The sequence below is a fragment of the Mucilaginibacter sp. cycad4 genome, from assembly GCF_034263275.1.
Classification (GTDB): domain Bacteria; phylum Bacteroidota; class Bacteroidia; order Sphingobacteriales; family Sphingobacteriaceae; genus Mucilaginibacter.
The window spans coordinates 1,973,842-1,995,620 of record NZ_CP139559.1 but is presented as its reverse complement, the minus strand read 5'-3'; the positions used below and the strand labels follow the sequence as shown (position 1 = coordinate 1,995,620).

Below are 21,779 nucleotides of genomic sequence, written 5' to 3'. Positions count from 1 at the left end.
CTGTATTTTTAACATTTATTATTAATATTGCTCAATACCAGTTGAAACCCAATAATTGCTATTGTTTTTTTAGTTCGAATTACCCGTGCCTCGTAATAAGATATTTAAGCTAAACAATTGGCCGTGCAGCATAGGGATGCTTGCCTGCGGATTGGTCACTGCTTTATTTTGTTTTATACAACCGGCATCGGCCCAGGCGCCCAAACTAAAATTCAGCCATATTAACAGCCTCCAGGGCTTATCAAACAGTACCATCGAAGCCATTTACCAGGATAACCGCAAGTTTATCTGGTTTGGTACCCGCGACGGGCTTAACCGGTACGATGGTTACCAGATCACCATATTTAAAAACAACCCTGCCGATGTTAATTCCATCAGCGATAACTACATCCGCTGTTTGTTTGAGGATAGCCGCCATAATTTGTGGGTGGGCACCAGCAACGGGCTAAACAAGTTTAATCCGTTCAAAAACACTTTCACCCGTTACAAGCATAGCAATACCGATAAACAAAGCATTTCAAACAATGCCGTAAACTGTATTTATAATGATAAAAAAGGTAACCTGTGGATAGGCACTGCCGATGGCTGCCTCAATAAATATGACACGGTAAGTACCCGCTTCGGCCATTTTTATGATGACAGCAGCATAACCAGGAATGAGGGAAGCAGGCAGATCAATTGTCTTTACGAGGATAGCCATAATAACCTTTGGGTAGGCACCGGCAGCGGCTTAAAGATTTTTAACCGCCGTAATAATACATTTAGCACCGCAATAAACGGGTTCGGGGTTATCAACAACCCGGTAAACCGCGTGCAGGAAGATAGTTTACATAACCTTTGGCTGGGCGTTGAGAACGAGGGTCTCATGGTATTAAACTTTAAAGATAAAACGCTTAAACATTACCGCCACGAACAGCAGGTTAACGGCAGTTTGGCAAACGACCAGGTTAAAAGCCTATTGGTGGATAGGAAAGGCAATATCTGGGCCGGGGGGATCAACGGTGGTTTAAGTTTGTTTAATCCTCAAAATAACACTTTCAGCAACTATCAAAACGTATCCGAAAATTCAAGCAGTTTATCGCAGCGTACGGTATCGGCCATTTTTGAGGACGACCAGAGTAATTTGTGGGTAGGCACGCATCGTGGTGGAGTCAATTTGTACACGCCTAAGGCCTACAAGTTCAGGTTGCTGCAAAACGAGCCGGACAACAACAGCCTAAGCTATAACGATGTGCGGGCCTTTTGCGAAGATGAAGCTCACAACATATGGATAGGAACCGATGGCGGCGGGTTGAATGTTTTCGATCCGCATAAAAACACATTTAAACGCTACCGCTATAACCCGAACAATAACAATAGCCTTGCCGCAGATGCCGTGCTGGATATCATGGTAGATAAAAATAAGGTATGGGTGAGCACCTGGGGCGGCGGTTTGAACTGCCTTAATAAAGCAAGCGGCAACTTTACACGCTTCACCGCCAACCCTGCTGATAAAAACACCATCAGCTCAAACTACGTTCAAAAATCATTTAGAGATAGCGATGGCAATTTTTGGGTGGCAACCTATTATGGCGGGCTTAACCTGTTTAATGAAACTACAGGCAGGTTTACCCGGTTTACCGAATCAGTCGATAAAAAGGGCCGCATCCTGGGTAACAATATTGTATCTATCAATGAAGATCGCAATAAAAACCTTTGGATAGGCACAGATGATGGCGGGCTGAACTGCTATAACCTCCGCACTAAAAAAATCAGTCATTACTTTACTCATCTCGAAAAACTGCCCGACCTGCGGGTGATTTTCGTTGACCACATCGGCAGGCTATGGCTTGGACAGGCGGGGCTCTATTTGTTTAACCGGGCAAAAAACAAATTTGAGATCTATACCAGCAAAGCCGGGCTCGGGAATGAATTTATCAAGAGCATGGAAGAAGATGCCGCCGGCAACTTCTGGATCTCCGGCTCAAATGGGATGATCAAATTTAACCCCTCAAACCTGCAATTTACCCGGTATAATGCCGCCGACGGTTTACAGGGACAAGAGTTTGAAGCCAACTCATCGTTAAAAGCAAAAAACGGCTACCTGTATTTTGGCGGGGTTGATGGCTTTAATATTTTTAACCCTTCGGCCATTGTTGGTAACCATTATATTCCGCCGATTTATATTACCGGGCTACAATTATTCAATAAAATAATTGAGCCCAACACGCCGGGATCACCGCTTTCGGGTGATATCAGTCTTACCAAATCGGTTACGTTAAGCCACGGGCAATCAACCATAGCTTTGTATTTTGCGGCCCTCAATTATACCGCTGCCGAAAACAATAAATACAGCTACCGGCTGGAAGGCCTCGACCCTAACTGGTACTATACCAATGAGCGCAAAGCTGCCTACACCAATTTAGAACCGGGCACATACACCTTTACAGTAAGAGCTGCCAATAACGATGGCTTATGGAACCGTACCGGCACATCGCTGGTGATTATCATCACCCCGCCGTTTTGGGCAACCTGGTGGTTCAGAACACTGCTGATCGCCGTTATTATGTTCAGTATCTATGAAATACTACGGTTTAAGAAAAACCTCGATCTGCGCAAGATAGAAGAAAACAAGCGCGAGGAGATCCACCAGTTGCAGCTGCAATTTTTCACCAATATTTCGCACGAGTTCCGTACGCCATTGTCGCTGATATTAGGTCCGCTGGAAACATTGCTGGAAAAAGGAAAATCGGCGACAAGCCAGTATTACGAGGTAATGTACCGAAATGCCAACCGCCTGCTGTTGCTTATCAATGAGCTAATGGATTTCAGAAAAGTTGAATCGGGAGCACTGAGCCTGAAAGTGATGCCTGGTAATATAAACTCCTTTATTGAGGAGCTTGCCGCCGAATTTAAAGAGGCAGCCCTGCAAAAAGGTATCACCTTAAATGTGCTTTTGAACAATAGCCCGGACAATACTTGGTTTGACAGGCAGGTTTTGGAAAAGATTGTATTGAACCTCATCAACAACTCGTTAAAATACACTCCTGCAAATGGCGTAGTTACCATTGAGGTTTTGGATAACAAGGAGGCTTTTAAATCCGGCTTTGAAAATGAACTGGTATTAAAAAATAACTTTCGGGCGGGCCGTTATGCTTATATCAGAATTTCGGATAATGGCATCGGTATATCTAAAGATTCCATCCAGCATTTATTTGAACGCTATTACCGCATCACCGAAACACATTTAGGCTCAGGCATAGGTTTGGCCTTTGTAAAAAGCCTTACCGTTTTGCATAAAGGCGATATTTATGTGTATAGCCAGCGATATGCCGGTACCGAGATTATCATCGGTTTGCCTGTGGCCGAAAGCGATTACGGACCGAAAGAAAAATGGAGCGAAACCACAGAACCGGGCGGTACAAGGCTGGAGAGTATCCAGATGGAGCCCCTTGCCCCCACCGGGCCGCTTTATCCTGTAAAAGCGACATCAGCCAACAGCAACCACAAATACCGGATCCTGATAGTTGAAGATAATGACGAGATCAGGGCATTTATCAAAAGCTCGCTTGAGGGAAATTATGCTATTATCGAAGCTATTGACGGAGCCGATGGCTTAACCCAAGCCAAAGAACAACTACCCGACCTGATCATCAGCGACGTGATGATGCCGGGCATGAACGGTATTGATTTTTGCCATGCCATAAAAGAAGACCTGGATACCAGTCATATCCCCTTCATTATGCTTACGGCCAAAACCAATTTACAGGCCGAAATAAAAGGTATTGACTCAGGCGCCGATCTGTACCTGCCCAAGCCCATCAGCATTAACCTGCTTACCCTAAGCATCCGTAATATTTTTGAACAACGGCAAAAACTGAAGGAGCGCTACCTTAAAAATCATCATATTGAAGCACGGGAGCTGGTTCATTCATCAAAGGATAAGGAATTTATGCATAAGCTGCTATTAATCATTGATAAGGAATTGAGCAACCCCGACCTTGATGTAGACCAGCTTTGTAATACCATTGGCATGAGTCGCACCAAGCTTTATCACAAGATCAAAGAAATATCAGGCCAGGCGCCAAACGAGTTTATCAGGAGCATCAGGCTGAAGAAGGCCATTGAGATCATGACCCATGAGGATGTACTGTTAACAGAGGTAATTTATCGTGTAGGTATCCAAACACAATCGTACTTTACCAAAGCTTTTAAAAAGGAGTACGGAAAAACACCAACACAATTTTTGCAGGATCTGCAGCCGGTCAGGAAGAAATAAGCTTTTACCTGTGCCTGAAAATAAAACCTAAAAATACCCGCATATAGAAATCAACCCAACATGAAATTAAATTAGTAACCACTATCTGTTAAACTGACCATTTCGCGTCGCTCGCCGGCCCATCAATTCAATAAAAGCCCCCCCGGAACCCAGGTATGTTGGCCCGGGTTCCGGGGGGGGTAGCACAGAATTGCGTATTTACTGTTCGCGATTCGAAATATCCGGGAAACGCCTTTTCCTTTGTCTTTCTGGTCGCTTATCTGAACTATAGGAATTATATTTTCACAAAGCCCCATTGCTGATTACGGCTTCCGGAATAAGTCCATTGCTCAACTGCAATGCCGTTGTTAAGCGAAGCTCCGGTAACGTCCAGGGCCTTCCCGCTATTTGCGTTGATAATTTTATAATATCCGTTGTCGGTTAGCTGAATTGACCATTTCTGATTTGCGCCGCCGCTGTAATCCCATAACTCTACCTGACCGCCGTTTCCGGTGTTCCAGCCATAAACTTCCAGGCACTTCCCGGTGGCATGCATAGGTGTTAATCTATAGTAGCCGCCTCCTGCATCTTCTACTTTAAATTGTTGGTTTGCACCTGCTAAATAGTCCCATTGGTCGGCCTGCGTTTGATTGGCCGTTCCCCAACCCGCAAATTCCAGGGCTTTAAAACTGTTTCTGCTGTAAATCTGGTAAACCTGCCCAACCTGGATGGTTGACGAGGTATTATTTTGCACTCCTTGCGCCACAGCAGCATAGCCTTGCTGATCAGCTATATTATTGTTTTGCCTGCTGATGATCCTGAACGCGTTATTACCTGTAGCGCCGTCATCGAAGTAAAACGGACGTAAGCCATATTGCAGTGCCTTATGTGTAACATAATTAAGATAGTATGCCCTGCCTGCCAGATGCAACGTCAATGCATCCCCCGTCAGCGTTGTTGACCGGCGGATAGCTCCATACTCGCCCAATATAACCGGAATACCTTTATCGATAAACTTAGATTTCATCAAAGGAAACTCTGTAACAGCATCCGACTCTTCACCATAAGTGGGATTTCTTGAAGCATCAGTTGTAGAATGATAACCATTGCCCCAATAATAGAACATATTGCCCCAGCTTGCATCCGCAGACAAACCTGCAAAATTAAAGGGAGTATAATAGTGTACTTCAACCATCAGGCGATTGGATGCAGGATCTGTAGGCAGAGTATTCATTAAACTGTTGGTGTTGTCAATATTGGTACCTGGACCCTGAACAAGAAGAACCCTGTAACTATTATGCCCCCCGGTTGACCTCACTGCATTTACAAACGTTTGGTGATAGGAAAGGAGCACACTCATTCCTGTCGCATCTGATACATTTGGTTCATTTGCGCTGGCAAAAATCACGTGTTCATCAAAACCACGCATTTGAGTAGCTATTTGCTCCCAAAAAGCTTTTTGTTTGGCATTAACTGCGGCCTGCGCGGCGGTTGTACAATTATTCTCCAGCCATCCCCCATCCCAATGTATGTTTAATATCACATATAAACCGTCGTTAACGCAATACTGAACAACTTGCTGCACCCTGGTAAGCCATGATTGTTGGATTTGCCCGGTATTTTGGTCAGAATACTGATCCCAATCGCAAGGGATACGAACTGCGGTAAAACCTGCTTGTTTTACTTCGTCAATAAGCGCCTGGGTAACCAGTGGGTTTCCCCAATTTGTTTGGCTGCCTGTTGCCTCAAGTGAATTACCAATATTCCAGCCCAATTGAAACTTTGCTGCAAGCTGGGCGGCTGTACTGCCTACTCCGGTTTGATCTGGCGCAAGGGGCGATGTATTGTAATTTGGATAACTGGTTATAGCCAATGTTTTAACTGTTTTGGAAACAGGCGGCTTAACACCCGGGCTGTTAATTTGTTGCTTTTGGCACCGGGTAAACAATAAAATTGCGGCAACGCCGAAAAAATAGTTAACTGTTCTCATATTTAAATATTAATTGGTTTATAGCAAAAAAGAACAATTAAACAGAGCACATAAACAAACGCCTTGTAGCGATTGTGCTTCTGTTTCAAATCCGTGCAGGTTGTTTTTTGGTTTAAGCCACTCTTCGGCTATTGGTTTGGGAGCCAAATATATAGGCCGGTAAGGCCACAAAAGTGAATAAATAGGGTAACGAATGTTTAATTTAAAAGAAAATCTACCACTGGGCTGCTTTATTCCTTATACTATCGATACAATACAGGATAAAATATAACGAAAATTATTATTGACTGAGATTAAGACCGTTCTAAAGCAATTTAAATAAAATCCATTCGTTTTATTCCCGTAAGTTGTAAATAGTAGTAATTTAGAAGTTTCATTAATACCTCAACCTATTTCAAATGATTAACAAAATAGAAAAAACAGCCGTGACGCTGTCCGTAGGTTCGCCACTGCAAAATTTCGAGTTTTATACTTCTCTTACTTTGATAACGGCAATAGTGATTTTTCAAATCCGGTCTTCAACGAAAAAAAAGAAACCCTGAATACCATTTAAGTATCTATAAATTATTTACAAAATATGAGGCCAATGGTAAATATTGTACATCGGCATGCCAAACCATTTGCCAACCTGAGTACAGGCGGATAATATTGCAGATTGAATGTCTGCATTAAATTAAGTAAATATGCAGGCAGCTCAATTTAAGCTACCGAAACGAAAACGACAGGCTAATACGTTTCCTTTGCGAATTGATATAACAAACCATACCGGTAATATAATACAGGGTGATACTTTTAAATTAGTACCACCCTGTTCTCAATATTAAAATGGAATAACCGGAGATTTATTTAAGCTTTATGATATTGATAAAAGAAACATCATTCTCCCTGATAGGAAGTTTCTTTAAAACTTTACCCGAAGTATTTACTGTGATGTTCCCCTGCCAAACAGCTGCACCATTATTCTCTTTTTTAAGTTTGTCGACCTGTGCCTTTGTCAGTTGATTGGGTTTATTGAAAGACAGGTAACTTGTGTACGGATCATTTACTTTATAACCTGTTTGATAAATCTCCATTCGGTATTTGCCGCCGCTGGGCATACCGGATATAACCAATTCAACCTCCCCTTTTGATTTAGCGGGAAGGTTGCGGACATAGTAAGCCTGGTTATTGACAGAATCAGGTAAGGTATAAGTATAATCCCATAACAACACCTGAACATCACCTTTTTTGTTTTTACAGGCCCAGGATGAATTGTCCTGATCCACTATTTCCGTTTCACCTAATTTATTTAAAAAAGAATAAGCAAAGAACGCTGGTTTTTTTATCCCCTGAGTATTTAATAAACCGAAACCTCCGTGGAATGGCGTAAACCGTGGCCCAGCCTCTTCAAAGATATCAGTAAACGTCCAGTAAGACATGGAATTGGCTGCCGATCCGGTTTGCTTCAATTTTTCAAGGATATATGCAGCTTCATGATAGCTATCGTGTATGGGATCTGACGGAGTATAAGATGAGCTCCATTCAGTATAATGTAATTCGAGGCCTGGAATTGTGTAATTTTCTATTTGCTTGCGTGAATTCCGAACATCACCGCTAACGCTTTCATGGTTTTTGTCAAGAACGGTACCGGTTGAACCGTACTCATCCAAAAAGCCTTGTTTTACACCATAAGCGTGGGTACTTATAAAATCAATAGGAACTGAATTTTTGCTGCAAAAATCTATCATTTCAGGTACCCATGCCGCACCGGCAGTAGCCGGCCCTCCTACTTTATAGGCCGGGTTTACGCTTTTTATCGCCTTCGCGCTATATTGATACAATTTAAAATAGTCTTCTTGCGAACCAGTCCAGAAACCGTCTTTGAGGTTCGGCTCATTCCAAACTTCAAAGTACCATTTTTTAACTTCATCAGTTCCGTACCGCTCAGTAAAATGCTGGGTAAGGTTACGAATTAAATCCTCCCATTTTTTATAGTCTTTAGGTGGTGTTACATTTCCCCTCCACCAAAAAATTGTTTTACTGCCACTCGCCAGCGCCCCGGGCATAAAACCTAATTCTACAAAAGGCTTCATGCCAATACTCAAAATGTAGTCATACAAAGCGTCAACATATTGGTAATTGTATTCCGGGTTTCCATTGCGGTCCTCCCGGTAAACAGCCATATCATCTGTAAGCAGGCCATGCATCCTGATGTATTTAAAGCCACATTCTTTTCTTACAACGGCCAGTTGTTGTTGCCAGTCGGCCCTCAAGCCTTCATTTGCACGCCCCGCTCCTACACATAAATTAAATGAGGTGTTAAAACTTCCTTTTTCTTTTTTAAAATCGATGTTGATAACCCTTTTAGCTTGATTTGCTTTCTCAGGGCCGCTACCCTGGGCAAAGACGTTACTAAAAAACAGGCTTCCTAAAATAATGGGTAAGATTTTCATATTGATTTTTATATCTCCGTTTACAAGACTTGTCTGATAATTATGATATGGAATACAATATTGGTACGCAGCTATAAACGAAGCTAAACAATATTATATCAGAGGCGGCAAATTTATGTTGCAGCACGCTCCTTATTGTTGGTAAATAGGGATACAAATGTTAATTTTCAAATGATGGTATCTGCAATAACCTGCGCCCGCCTCTTCAACAGGTTTTAAAGCTGGTATTATTTTCGCATTTGTTAGCACTTTTCGGCGATTTTACCTTCAAATTTAAATGTCGATATCTGTCCTTAAACGCCTCTCTTTAACTTTTTTTGAGAATATTGCCGGCTCTGCAATGGCATTTTGTCTCCTATTATCGATAATGACAACTTTAACCTACTCATAATCAATTAATTAATTTCAATTAACATTTGTACCCCTATTTGGAAACAATCGATTGCGTTGCATCTCATAATTTCATCCTCCATAAAGCGGCATATTCTATACCAATGCCGTATGCCTGGTACCAGAACATGGAACAGGCGAGATAACCAATTTTATGAATACCCTAATTTAAACTAAGCATTATGCCAAAACGCGTATTGATACTTGTGTCATTCACAAGGTAAACCATTAAAAAATCAATTCAGGATTTATTGTAAATATCCCCTTAGCAATTGCGCCGGTGTGCTGTATAGCATTGGAAATCACCGGATGTGCACGCGCTGTGAGTTTTACTTCAGGATGCCAGCAGTGAAAAAGTACGTTAAGTCCAAATCTACAGCATCAAGTGTGAAACATAGTGGATAAATCAATGCCAAAACCAAACAAACAAACCAATTAACCAAACAATTATGAACCACAATTAACATGGAAAAAGATTTACGAAAAAGATTAAGACATGTAGTACTCCTGTTTACAGCTTTGTTGTTGTTAAACCTTACAGGTTACGCGCAAAGCACAAAAGTTACAGGTAAAATTACCAGTGCAGACAATAACCAGCCGCTGCCCGGTGTAACCATTAAAGTAAAGGATTCACCAACAGGCACGCTATCCGGTGTAGATGGTAGCTACACTATCAATGCAAAAAATGGGGACGTGCTGATTTTTAGTTTTATAAGCTACAATTCCCAGCAAATATACGTAGGCTCATCTACAGTTATAAATGTAGCCCTTAAACCTGCAACCAGCGATTTGAACGAAGTTGTTGTAATTGGCTACGGCACCAGGAAAAGACATGACCTTACCGGTGCTATATCGTCAGTAACAGCGGCAGACCTGTTAAAAGCACAGCCTACCACATTTGACCAGGCTTTGCAGGGAAGAGTAGCAGGTGTGGTTGTACAGCAGGTATCCGGTCAACCAGGTGGCGATGTGAATGTCCAGATCCGCGGTTTGGGCGGCTTTACAGGTGCTCCCCCTTTATATGTAATTGACGGGGTACAGATACCGCCGAATGGGCAGTCGGCCATTGCCGGCAACGGCACTAACCCTTTATCCAGCATCAACCCTTCAGACATAGCTTCGATAGATGTGTTAAAAGACGCTTCGGCTACCGCTATTTATGGTTCGCAGGCATCTAACGGTGTAATTATTATCACCACCAAAAGAGGTTCTGCCGGCCCTCCGCTCATTAGCTATGATGGCTACCAGGGCTGGCAAAAATTACCCAAGTATTATGATGTAATGGATTTAAGGCAATACGCCACTTTCATGAATGAAAAATCGGCAATTATCGGTTACGATATGCGGCCGCAATTTGCAAATCCTCAATACCTGGGTGTCGGTACCAACTGGCAAAAAGCGTTGTTTCGTACAGCACCTATGCAAAACCATAATTTAGCCATCAGCGGCGGTGATGCCAGGACAAAATATTATATATCGGGTACTTATTTTTCACAAACCGGGATAGCTTTAGGTTCAGATTTTAAAAGGACTTCTGTAAAAGCAAATATTGATAATAAAACTACCGACTGGCTAAAGGTTGGTATCAACCTGAATATGGCACATGTGGCCGAAAATGTTACTACTTCCAATACAGGCGTGATCTTGCAGGCGCTTAATCAAACGCCCGATGTAGCTGTAAAAAATCCTGATGGTACATGGGGAGGTAATGACCCCAATATTTATGGTGCTGTGGGCACTAACCCATTCGCGATTGCAACTATCGTGAAAGATTTTAAAAGCCGCTACCAGTTATTTAGCAATGCTTATGCAGAAATTCAATTCACTAAAGATTTAACATTGCGAAACGAAGTTGCCGGAAATTTTGACTTTGCAACTGAAGATTACTTTAACCCAAGCTACGTTATGGGGGCTTACACCAAGGCCAATAACAGCGGAACAGCTTCAAGCGCGCAAAATTTCTATAACTCAATCTCAAATTATTTAACCTACCAGCATACGTTTGCTAAAAAATATTGGGTAAACGTAGTGGCAGGCCATGAAGCCCAATTGCTCAAAAGTAGCGGAATATCAGCAACCCGCACCAATTTCGCGAGTAACAACGTGCAAACAATCAGCAGCGGCGATGCCACAACTGCAACCAATTCGGGCGTTAAAGGCCAGGGAGCTTTAGAAGCCTACTTTGGAAGGGCTAATTTTACCTACGATGACCGTTACTTATTAACTGCAACAGTACGGCATGACGGTTCGTCGAAATTTGCCGAAGCCAACCGATGGAATACCACATACTCTGGTGCCCTTGCCTGGAAGATTAACCACGAAAGCTTTCTTAAAAGTGTAAAAGCAATCAATGATCTCAAACTGAGGCTTGGTTACGGATTGGTAAACAATCAAAACATTGCTGAATATGCTTACGGTTCAACTTTAAGTACAGTATCCACCGGTTTGTCTGGTAATTCGCAAATAACTACAACAACAGGAAACCCGAACATCAAATGGGAAACTACAAAATCATATAACGTTGGCCTGGATGCAAGTGTGTTAAATGGAAGGATCAGTTTTTCTGGCGATGTTTATTACCGCAAAACCAATAACCTGTTGCTTAGCCTTACCTTACCTTACTACTCGGGCACGTTTGCTGCCGGCGGTTATTCACCGGGCGCTGTGCAGGCTCCATACGTAAATATCGGTGCGGTGAGCAATAAGGGGTTTGAGTTTTCACTTTCTACTCAAAACATCCGGTCAAAAAATTTTAATTGGACCACGAACATTAACTTTTCGCGAAATATCAACAAAGTGCTTGCCTTGGTTGATGGCACTCCGGCAATTTACGGTTCTGTTTCCAAAACCGTTGTTGGCCGCTCAATCGGCGAATTTTACGGGTACCAGGTACTGGGCATTTATAAAAATGCAGCCGACTTCACAAAATACCCCGCCTTGCCCCAAAATGGCAGCGGCGCTATACCTATAACGCCTGGCTCAGGCGGTGTTTGGGTAGGTGATGTTATTTTTAAAGACATTAACGGCGATGGTAAAATTGATGCCAACGATCAAACCTTTTTGGGCTCGCCCATGCCTAAATTTCAATTTGGCATCAATAACAGCCTCAACTATAAAAATTTCGATCTGAATATTTTTATGGCTGGCAACTATGGCAATAAAGTTTATAACCAGTTAAAGGTAAATGGCGATAACCCTAATCAAAACTTCGGCTATTTCCCATCTGTGTTTAACTATGCCAAAATTGGTTTGATTGATCCGGCCGGTTCTACTTCGGATATCAACAATGTATTTATTACAAATCCTTCAACCAATATTGTCAGGATTAGCCAGAGCAGCGGTAATGATAACCAGCGCTTTTCTGATAAATACGTCGAAAACGGTTCGTATTTAAAGTGCAAAAGCATCGCTTTAGGGTATAGCTTTTCAAATAACCTTTTAAATAAAATCAAACTACGGTCACTAAGGGTATATGTCAACGTAACCAATGTGTTCACCATTACCAAATATACCGGCTACGATCCTGAGATTGGCTCATGGAACCCATTAGCAGCTGGTATTGATAATGGATATTACGCCCAGCCGCGTGTTTACACATTTGGCCTTAACGTATCCTTAAACAATTAAAATCAAGATTCATGAAACGCATCAAAATAAATATAGTCTTGCTGGTTATCAGTATAATTATGATAAGCAGCTGCAAAAAAGATTACCTTAACCGCCCTCCTTTAACCGGTATCACCACTGATAATTTTTACAAAAGCGGTGCTGATTTAAGATTGGCTACGGCTACCCTTTATGCCCAGCCCTGGGCCAATTGGAACAATTTCCCTCTGCTTGGTGTAGGAGATATCATGAGCGGCAATATGTTACAGCCTTATAACAGCGATCTTGTTCAGCTTACTACCTTTTCCATCACGCCGCAAAACGGAACGCTAACGTCGGCGTGGCAGAGTTTCTACAATATTGTAGCGCATTGCAATATCAATCTAAAAGCCATTAATACCAAGATGCCCGATAGTGTAGCCGTAAAAAGTAAAACAGGCGCGCTTGGCGAAATAAGGTTTATCCGTGCTACTTCCTACTTTTACCTTGCCCAGTTATGGGGCCCTGTACCTATTGTAGAAGATAACGACAAGCTGATTGCTAACCCGTTGGTACCTCGCCATAAGCTTGAGGATGTATATAAGTTTATTATCAATGATTTAAGATATGCAGTTGTTAATTTGCCCAGAACTGATCAGCCCGGCCGTGTTACCACATGGTCGGCCCAGGGTATGCTGGCAAAGGTTTATTTAACCCGGGCCGGTTTAAATCAAAAAGGCTCACGCAACCAGTCTGATCTGGACAGCGCTGCGTACTATGCCGGTAATGTTTGCAAAACCAGCGGTTTATCTCTTTTACCAAGCTACTACAATCTTTTCAGGACGCAGTATAATGACAATTCTGAATCATTATTTGCCTATCAGTGGGCGCCTGGCGTACCTTACGGACAAGGCAATTCCATACAAGCCCAGTTTGCACCAAGCAGCAGCCTTGTTACCGGCGGCGGCGGCTGGGGCGGAGCAATTGGCCCAACGATTGATCTTGCAAACCAGTATACTGCCCAGGACTCGGTACGCCGCAAAGCGACATTTATGCTTACCGGTGATAAGTACCCTGAGCTTAACGCGGCAGGCGGAGGCTATACAGCAACAGGGGTAAATGTTAAAAAACACATAGTTGGTACCGCAGCGGATAATAATTCGCCGACTATGGATCTTTGGTCATCGATCGAGCATAATACAGTATTACGCCTTGCCGATGTATACTTAATTTATGCCGAAGCTTTATTAGGCAACAACGCATCTACCACCAACGCGGATGCATTGCTATACTTTAATCAGGTACGCAGCAGGGCCGGTGTTGATGTTGTTACCCAACTTACTCCTGATATCATCATGAAAGAAAGACGGATTGAGCTGGCGTTTGAAGGTCAGTACTGGTTTGACCTGGTGCGCCTTTCTTATTACGATCCTAACAAGGCAATATCAATAATTAGTAAACAAATAACCCTTACAAATGACCCTGATCCTAATAACAGGTATGTGCCGCGTTCGCAATTTAGTTATGATCCGGCCACCGGAGTAAAAAAAGCATCTAATAATAGCCTGATCATAACGCCGCCGACCATTAACACATTTACGCTGCCTATACCGGCAAATGAGCAAACGGCAGACCCTAAGTTGTTAGAGGCCCCTGTACCCTATTATTAATTGCATTCAGAATCGTTTAGATAATTCTTAAAATCATGAAAAAATTAAATCATATTAAAAGCTGTTTGCTGCTTGTCTTGCTTGCTACAGCCGCATTTATGCAATCCGGCTGTAAAAAGGATGCGACATCATCATCAAAAGGGACTCCTGTAATTACCTCTATTCGTAATTATGTGGCTCATCCCGGGGATTCGCTGCTGAGCAGTGTAGGCACCGGCCAATGGGTAGTTATTTCAGGTAAAAATTTAAAAGGTGCACTTGCTATCAATTTTGACGGCGTAAAAGGCTCTTTTAATGATGCCTGGTTTTCAGATACCAGCGCTATCGCCCTGATCCCGGCTGTTATTGCGTTCCCGACGGTACCTTCAGATAAGCTGAATACCATACAATACATCACCAATCACGGTCAAACTACGTTTTCGTTCCCTATAGTTGCGCCCGCTCCTACTATTTCAGGCGTTTCTAACGAAGACGCTAACCCGGGCGATTCGGTTAAAATAAACGGGCTTAGCTTTTTCTTTGTTAAAAGCGTCATTTACGGCGGAATTAATATTACCAATTTTAAATCGTCAAATGATGGTACAAGCATCAGCCTTGCTGTGCCTGCAGGCATTACGCAAACAGGTGGTATTGTAAGCGTTGAAACAAAATCAGGTAAAGCTGCCACTGTTTATTCGATACACAATTTAGTAAACGGGGTATTGAATAATTACGATAACATTAATAATTTCTCGTGGGGTTCGGGAACTTCTAATAGTGCTGCCTCCTACCCTGGTAACACCGGTTATTATGGGATCATGAAAGCATCAAATGTTCCTGCCGGCGATGGTTCGTGGTGGAATGACGGCAGGTCGATCAATACAAACTCGGCGCAGTGGATACCTCAGGCCAACATGAAAGATACATTAAGCCATTATGTTTTAAAGTTCGAAATATCAGTTACCAAACCATGGACAAACGGCTCGATCCAGATAGTAAAAGATTACTCATGGACTTATTCAGCTCTTTATCATCCATGGAAAACCTCTACAGGGGCAACAGTTCCGTTTACTACCAAGGGCTGGCAAACAGTTACTATCCCATTATCAAATTTTGTTGACAGTAAAGGCTTTCCGGCACCAACGCTTTCAGATCTGCTTGGTTCAGCAGGAGCCGGGGCTATCAACGTTACATTTACTAATGATGGCTCAAGTACTGTTCAAAATTTTGAGGCAGCTATTGATAATATCAGAGTCGTAAGAATTAAATAAGCGAGAGAGTTAGTTGATTATAAATGAATGCGCGGGGCCTTAACAGGTTCCGGCATTTTTTTTCAATCGATGCTTTTGATATTAAAATTTAGGAAATCCGCGATACGGAACTAATTCCGGTAAAAAATTTAATATGGCTGCTCATCACATAAAGCAGTTAATTTAAAAAGTAAAGTTAGTTGAATATAAGTGAATGCCTGGGGCCGTAACAAGGCCCCGGCATTTTTTAACGACGAAAAGCTAACAATGCTATGTACATCATGATTTTTATAAACTACTCTGTGTGCATCATATGACTACATCATAGTTGTTTAAATACATACCTAACCCAAACCAATAATCGCATGCAAAAACAAACAAAGAATTTATTACCAACCATTTAAAAAAAATGAAAAGAACATTTTTGTTAAAACCAGTATTTTTAATAGCAATTGTATTGATTTCGTTTTTTTCGTGTAAAAAAACGAATAACGCCCCGCCAGAACTTACTGTAAACCAAACAGCAATAACTTTTACACCCCAAGGCGGTACGCAGGATTTTTCTATTTCCTGTAATGCAACATGGAATATCGTTAATCCAGGCTCCACCTGGCTGCAGTTAAGCACTACCTCAGGCAACAGCGGCAGTATCGTTATTCATATCAAAACGTTATCAGAAAACGGTACAGGATCAACCCGTTCCAGTACCTTAACCATAAACTCCTCAAACGGACAGGCACGAACCTTAAAGGTATCTCAAACATCTAACCTTTTTCCCAACTACAATACATCGCCAATCGCCCCTGATGCAACCGGGATGAGCAGCAACGCCGTTCAGCTCGCCGCGAAGATCAAACTGGGGTGGAATATTGGTAATACGCTTGAAGCCTCTGGCGGCGAAACAGGCTGGGGCAACCCGCTGATCACCGAAGATTATGTAAAATTTGTAAAACAGCAAGGATTTAATGCCATACGCCTTCCCTGTGCCTGGAACATGGGGCATTTAAGTAATACGGCAACTGCGCAAATAGATCCAAACTGGCTAAAAAGGGTAAAAGAAGTTGTGGGCTATTGCGTAAACAATGATATGTATGTGTTGCTGAACATCCATTGGGATGGTGGCTGGCTTGAAAATAACATTACCCAAGTCAAACAGGACTCTGTTAACGCTAAACAAAAGGCATTTTGGGAACAAATTGCAACGGCTATGCGCGATTTTGACGAACACCTTATGTTTGCCAGCGCCAATGAGCCGGCTGCAGATGATGCCGCGGCAACAGCAATACTTTCTACCTATCATCAAACCTTTATCAATGCGGTTCGATCAACCGGTGGTAAAAACGCCTACCGTGTATTGGTACTCCAGGGCCCTTCTACTAATATGGAAAAAACGAGTGATTTTATGACTACTCTTCCGCAAGACCAGGCTACGGCCAAGTTGATGGTTGAGGTGCATTACTACTCTCCATTTCAATTCTGCTGCCTGCTGGACAATGATGCGAGCTGGGGTAAAATGTTTTATTACTGGGGTACGGGGCACCACTCGGCCATCGAACCTGAACGAAACGCTACCTGGGGCGAAGAAGCCGATGTCGACGCCTCATTCAACCTGATGAAGACAAAATTCGTTGACAAGGGAATTCCTGTTCTTTTAGGTGAATACGGCGCCTACAGGCGCGACAACACAGCACATGTTCCTTTAGATTTGCCAACACACGAAAGTTCGGTAGACTATTGGAATACCTATGTTACAAAACAAGCGAAAACCCGTGGCATGCTGCCATTTTATTGGGATACAGGCGGCGCTCTGGACAGAAGAAATTATACTGTAAAAGATCAGCGTACGATAACCGCTATCAAACAAGGAGCAAATTAAAGAAATGCCCGGGACTTAACAAAGGAGGGCACTGAAATAGGGTCATTTTTCAAAAGAGGCTGTTTTTGTGTCAGCTCATTTTTTTTGACTTATTCAAATACTTAAGCGATATATAGCTTTGGGGTTGGATTGGCTCTACTAACAAAAAGGGGGTTAACAGGGTTAACATAATTCAGGGTTAACATTTACTTATATTATTAACAATCAGATAGTTAAGTGTTTTTTATGTAAAAAACATGTTAACCCCCTTTTTTGTATAAATATTACGGGCTAAATTTCAATTCACAGGGGCGGTCAATTTGATTTATGATACAGCCTCGTCTTTGCCTAAGTTAAATTAAACTATGTTATTTACTTACCGGGCCGTCTAATACAGGCATGGTTACCGTAGTTATCTCAGTTTGTTGGATATCATTCAGTTGATCAAATACAACGATACTGTTTGTACCCTTTTTAAGCCAGCAGCCTGGCAAATAAAGCGTTTGCTGCGGGCCAATTTTCCAATAGCGGCCAATGTTGATCCCGTTTACGAATACTATGCCCTTGCCCCAATTCTTCATGTCTAAAAAGGTATCCCCCAGCTTAGTAAGGTCAAATGTTCCCTGATAAAGTGTTGGATGGCTGATTGTGTTCGTTGTGCCTGCCCCGAGCGCCGGTACTTTATCCATAGGCAGCTTATACATTTGCCAGTTGCCGGTAATTTCATGATCGTCAATCTTCACCGGGCTGATAATTCCTTTAAGATTGTGAATGATCTCGCCTCCGTAATTGATCCGGCCAAGGTTTTCAACCAAAATATCCAAACGCGCATTAAACGGAATGTTTATAGGGCAGCTGAATTTGTTACTTTGCCTGTTAAGCTCCGCAACTTTTTCACCATTTATATATATAGTAGCATAATCCCGCACACCTTCCAGGTTTAAAGTGCCGCTGATGGGCTGGGTAAATTTACGGCTGTATAATACATAGCCATGGCCCTGGTTAAGCGTTTCAAATGTTTGCGGAGTATCGCTTTCTACCGCCTGCTGATCTTTCGCCATTTCCAGCAAATCGGCCGTTTTGGTAAGCTTAATAGCCGGGATCTGGATCACAGGGACCTGCACAGGCACTTCCGGAATAGCATAGGCTGCATACTTTTTCATTAGGTTGCGGATAGCTGTAAACTTGGGAGTTACCCATCCTGCCTCACTGATAGGAGCGTCATAATCATAGCTGGTAATATCTGGCTGAATTTGATGTTCCTTGTCATAATTGGCACCGCTTGTGAAACCAAAGTTGGTGCCACCGTGCGCCATGTATATATTAAATGATACGGTATCTTTCAGGTACTTCTCCAGGTCTTTAACTACCGAGGTTTCCGATACTTTTTCAAATTTTTCGCCCCAATGGTCAAGCCAGCCGGGATAGTATTCGGCCACCATATAAGGGCCTTTACCGTCGTTATATTGGTTAATGAGTTTCTTCAGATTTTTGGTATCACCTTCGCCATTGGCAGTTGGCAATGCCCCTTTAATTACGCCGCCTTCAAACAGCCAGTCGCCATCTGAAGTAAACAATGGCACATCAACGCCGGCTTTTAAAAGCAGATCTTTTATAGCTGCGCTATAAATTTTATGATCGGCAAGCGGCACATCCTTACGCTGGGCTACATATGATCCAAATTCATTTTCGGCCTGAACCATAATTATCGGCCCGCCATGGGTTATTTGCAGATCTTTAACCTGCCCCATCAATTTATTAATGTAAGTTTTGCATGAATCAAGGAAGCGATCGTTTTTGCTGCGGATAACCAATTGCTTATCATTTTGGAGCCACCAGGGATAGCCGCCAAATTCCCATTCGGCACAAGCGTAAGGGCCCGGCCTTAATATCACCATTAAGCCCTCCTGCTGTGCGGTTTTTACAAACTCGCGGATATCGCGATTATCAGTTTTAAAATCCCATACACCAGGACTAACTTCATGATGGTTCCAGAAAACGTAAGTGGCAACCGCGTTCATGCCCATTGCACGAAGCATTTGCAGGCGTTGCTTCCAGTAAGCTTTAGGAATTCTTGCAAAATGCATTTCGCCCGAGTGGATTTGGATAGGTTTTCCATCATAAATAAAATTACCATCAGCAATTTTAAAACTATGTTTCGCCTGGCTAAAAACCTGTGAGGTAATGAGGGTTAACAGTAATAAAGAGAGAAGTATTTTTTTCATTTGCATTTGTAGGGTTGAACATGATTGACCGCGTATTAGGCGTACTAACCATTATATTTTTGAGCTCCTAAATTATAAAGGTTAAATAGTAATGCCTAATTTCCTGCGATCTTAATTTAGCGCAAACGTTTGCTGAACTTGATACGTGCAAGATAAATAGATCGGGAGAACATGTTAACCTAACCAATGGACTGATGAATAATGAGGAATAAAGTACCGAAAGAGATTAAGACGCCGGAAAATAAAAACCATCACCAGCTTATCTTAAAGTTCAAGCCTTTGCAAATCAGCATTTTCCCTAAGCTTATCAATTGCCCGGTTTCTTAGCTGCCTCACCCTTTCCGCGCTAACACCGAGCCGGTTACCGATTTCGGGGGCTGAGAGCTCGCTGTGCCCATCAAGGCCATAATGATACAATATAACAGATCGTTCGACATTGTTTAGCTTGCTGAGCAAATCATCAAGCTGTTGTTTAAGTTGGAATGCTTCCAAAAGGCCCTCTATTCCGGGTTCATCAGTATGTAAACGATCAAGCAGGCTATATCCGTCATTGCCGGGCGTATTGGCTTTATCATACGAATGAGTAAAGGGAGCTGCATGCAAAGCTTCTTTTACTTTCCATTCAGCAGTTTCCAGGAATGCGGCGATCTCATCCTGAACAGGCAGTCGTTCAAGTTGTTGCTCCAAAACGCCTGTTGCCCTGTTAACATGTACTATCATATCCACCTGGTTGGCAGGCAGGCGGATCATCCGCGTTTTATCAAGGAGAGCTTCCATGATTCGCTGCCTGATCCACCAAACTGCATATGATATAAACTTGAAGCCGCGGGTTTCGTCAAACCGTTTCGCGGCTTCAAGTAAACCCAAGTTACCTTCGCTTATCAGGTCGCCCATGGGCATGCCCTGGTGCTGATATTTTTTTGCCACAGAAACCACAAAACGCAAATTGGCCTTTACCAACTTATGCAAAGCCGACAGATCTCCCTGCCTGATCTTCCCGGCTAACAGAACTTCTTCTTCCGCATTGATAGTTGGCTCACGAACAATATCACTAAAATACTTCTCCAGCGAAGCAGCATCCCGGGCAGTGATTGATTGGGTAATATTCAGGTCTCTCATTAAACCCTTATTTAATTCACTGGAGCAGTATTGCTGTTATTTTTATAAACAGGTGTAAGATGATCAAGCATTTCTGCAGTCATAGTAACAAGATCATATTCAGGACGCCAGTTCCAGTCGCTCCTCGCCTCGGTATCATCGACACCGGCCGGCCATGAGTTTGCAATGGACTGGCGCTTGTCTGCGTTATAGTTAATGGTAAAATCTGGCAGGTGCTTTTTCAGCTCTATGGCAAGTTCGGCAGGTGTAAAGCTTAGAGCGCCAATATTATATGCCCCGCGTTCTTTGAGTGCTTCCACCGGGGCGTTCATCAGTTCAAGCGTAGCCCTTACTGCGTCATCCATATACATCATAGGTAATGCAGTATCGAGGTTCAGGTAGCATTCGTAAGATCCATTCTGCAAAGCTTCGTGAAATATAGCTACCGCATAGTCTGTAGTACCACCTCCAGCCGGGGCGCTGTAACTAATTAATCCGGGGTAACGCAGGCTGCGTACATCCAACCCGTAATGCTCCCTGTAATAGGCACACCATTGTTCGCCGGCCTCCTTGCTGATACCATAAACCGTTTGCGGATCAAGTACAGCATCCTGCGGACTAATTTTGCGTGCTGTTGATGGCCCAAATACAGCTATACTACTTGGCCAGAACACTTTATCTAATTTATGATCTTTAGCTGTTTCCAATACATTAAGCAGGCTTTGCATATTCAGGTGCCATGCCTTTAGCGGAGACTCTTCTCCTTTGGCTGATAAGGTAGCTGCCAGATGATAAATTTGAGTTACACCATAGGTAGCAACCAGGTTTTCCAGCTCATCTTTATCCAATACATTTAACTGATGATATGGCCGCTCTAAATCCGGGATTGCTGCAGCATCATGCAAGTCGGTGGCAATTACCTGTTTCCGGCCATAAACGTTCCTTAAAGCGGCAACCAGTTCCGTACCGATCTGTCCGCGGGCGCCGGTAACAAGGATTACCGGTAATGGTTGATTTTTGTCGTGTTTCATAGAATTATGATGTAAAATTGTATATTCACAACCTCAT

Annotated in this window: 10 protein-coding genes; 5 read left to right on the top strand and 5 right to left on the bottom strand. The window is 42.8% G+C overall.

All coding sequences use genetic code 11. The features are described 5' to 3' along the window. Positions 1-136: 136 nt before the first annotated feature. Positions 137-4,258: a two-component regulator propeller domain-containing protein gene (locus SNE26_RS08105; protein ID WP_321558852.1), complete on the top strand. Its 4,122-nt coding sequence runs from the start codon at positions 137-139 to the stop codon at positions 4,256-4,258. Positions 4,259-4,532: 274 nt separating this feature from the next. Here SNE26_RS08105 and SNE26_RS08100 read toward each other — a convergent pair whose 3' ends face one another. Both SNE26_RS08100 and SNE26_RS08095 read right to left on the bottom strand, forming a co-directional pair. Then, entirely contained in the window at positions 4,533-6,227 is a 1,695-nt protein-coding gene (locus SNE26_RS08100) for a cellulase family glycosylhydrolase (protein ID WP_321558851.1), read from the bottom strand. Positions 6,228-7,069: 842 nt separating this feature from the next. After that, positions 7,070-8,659, bottom strand: coding sequence for a cellulase family glycosylhydrolase (locus SNE26_RS08095; protein WP_321558850.1), 1,590 nt, complete (start codon positions 8,657-8,659; stop codon positions 7,070-7,072). Between the two features lie 855 nt (positions 8,660-9,514). Here SNE26_RS08095 and SNE26_RS08090 point away from each other — a divergent pair. From SNE26_RS08090 to SNE26_RS08075, 4 genes are all read left to right on the top strand, one after another. Then, complete coding sequence (locus SNE26_RS08090) at positions 9,515-12,676, top strand: TonB-dependent receptor (protein ID WP_321558849.1); 3,162 nt, start codon at positions 9,515-9,517, stop codon at positions 12,674-12,676. Between the two features lie 11 nt (positions 12,677-12,687). After that, positions 12,688-14,304 (top strand): RagB/SusD family nutrient uptake outer membrane protein, encoded by a 1,617-nt coding sequence (locus SNE26_RS08085; protein ID WP_321558848.1) that lies wholly within the window; start codon positions 12,688-12,690, stop codon positions 14,302-14,304. Positions 14,305-14,339: 35 nt separating this feature from the next. Beyond that, positions 14,340-15,554 (top strand): glycan-binding surface protein, encoded by a 1,215-nt coding sequence (locus SNE26_RS08080; protein WP_321558847.1) that lies wholly within the window; start codon positions 14,340-14,342, stop codon positions 15,552-15,554. 388 nt (positions 15,555-15,942) lie between these two features. Continuing rightward, entirely contained in the window at positions 15,943-17,409 is a 1,467-nt protein-coding gene (locus SNE26_RS08075) for a cellulase family glycosylhydrolase (protein WP_321558846.1), read from the top strand. 347 nt (positions 17,410-17,756) lie between these two features. Here the strand turns inward: SNE26_RS08075 and SNE26_RS08070 are convergent, their stop codons facing one another. The 3 genes from SNE26_RS08070 to SNE26_RS08060 all read right to left on the bottom strand — a co-directional run bounded on the left by SNE26_RS08070 (position 17,757) and on the right by SNE26_RS08060 (position 21,742). Continuing rightward, entirely contained in the window at positions 17,757-19,613 is a 1,857-nt protein-coding gene (locus SNE26_RS08070; protein ID WP_321558845.1) for a beta-galactosidase, read from the bottom strand. Positions 19,614-19,877: 264 nt separating this feature from the next. Further along, positions 19,878-20,732 carry an RNA polymerase sigma factor RpoD/SigA gene (locus SNE26_RS08065; RefSeq protein WP_321558844.1) on the bottom strand — a complete coding sequence of 285 codons (855 nt, stop codon included), beginning with the start codon at positions 20,730-20,732 and terminating at the stop codon, positions 19,878-19,880. An 11-nt stretch (positions 20,733-20,743) separates the two neighbouring features. Beyond that, entirely contained in the window at positions 20,744-21,742 is a 999-nt protein-coding gene (locus tag SNE26_RS08060) for an NAD-dependent epimerase/dehydratase family protein (protein WP_321558843.1), read from the bottom strand. Between the last annotated feature and the right edge of the window lie 37 nt (positions 21,743-21,779).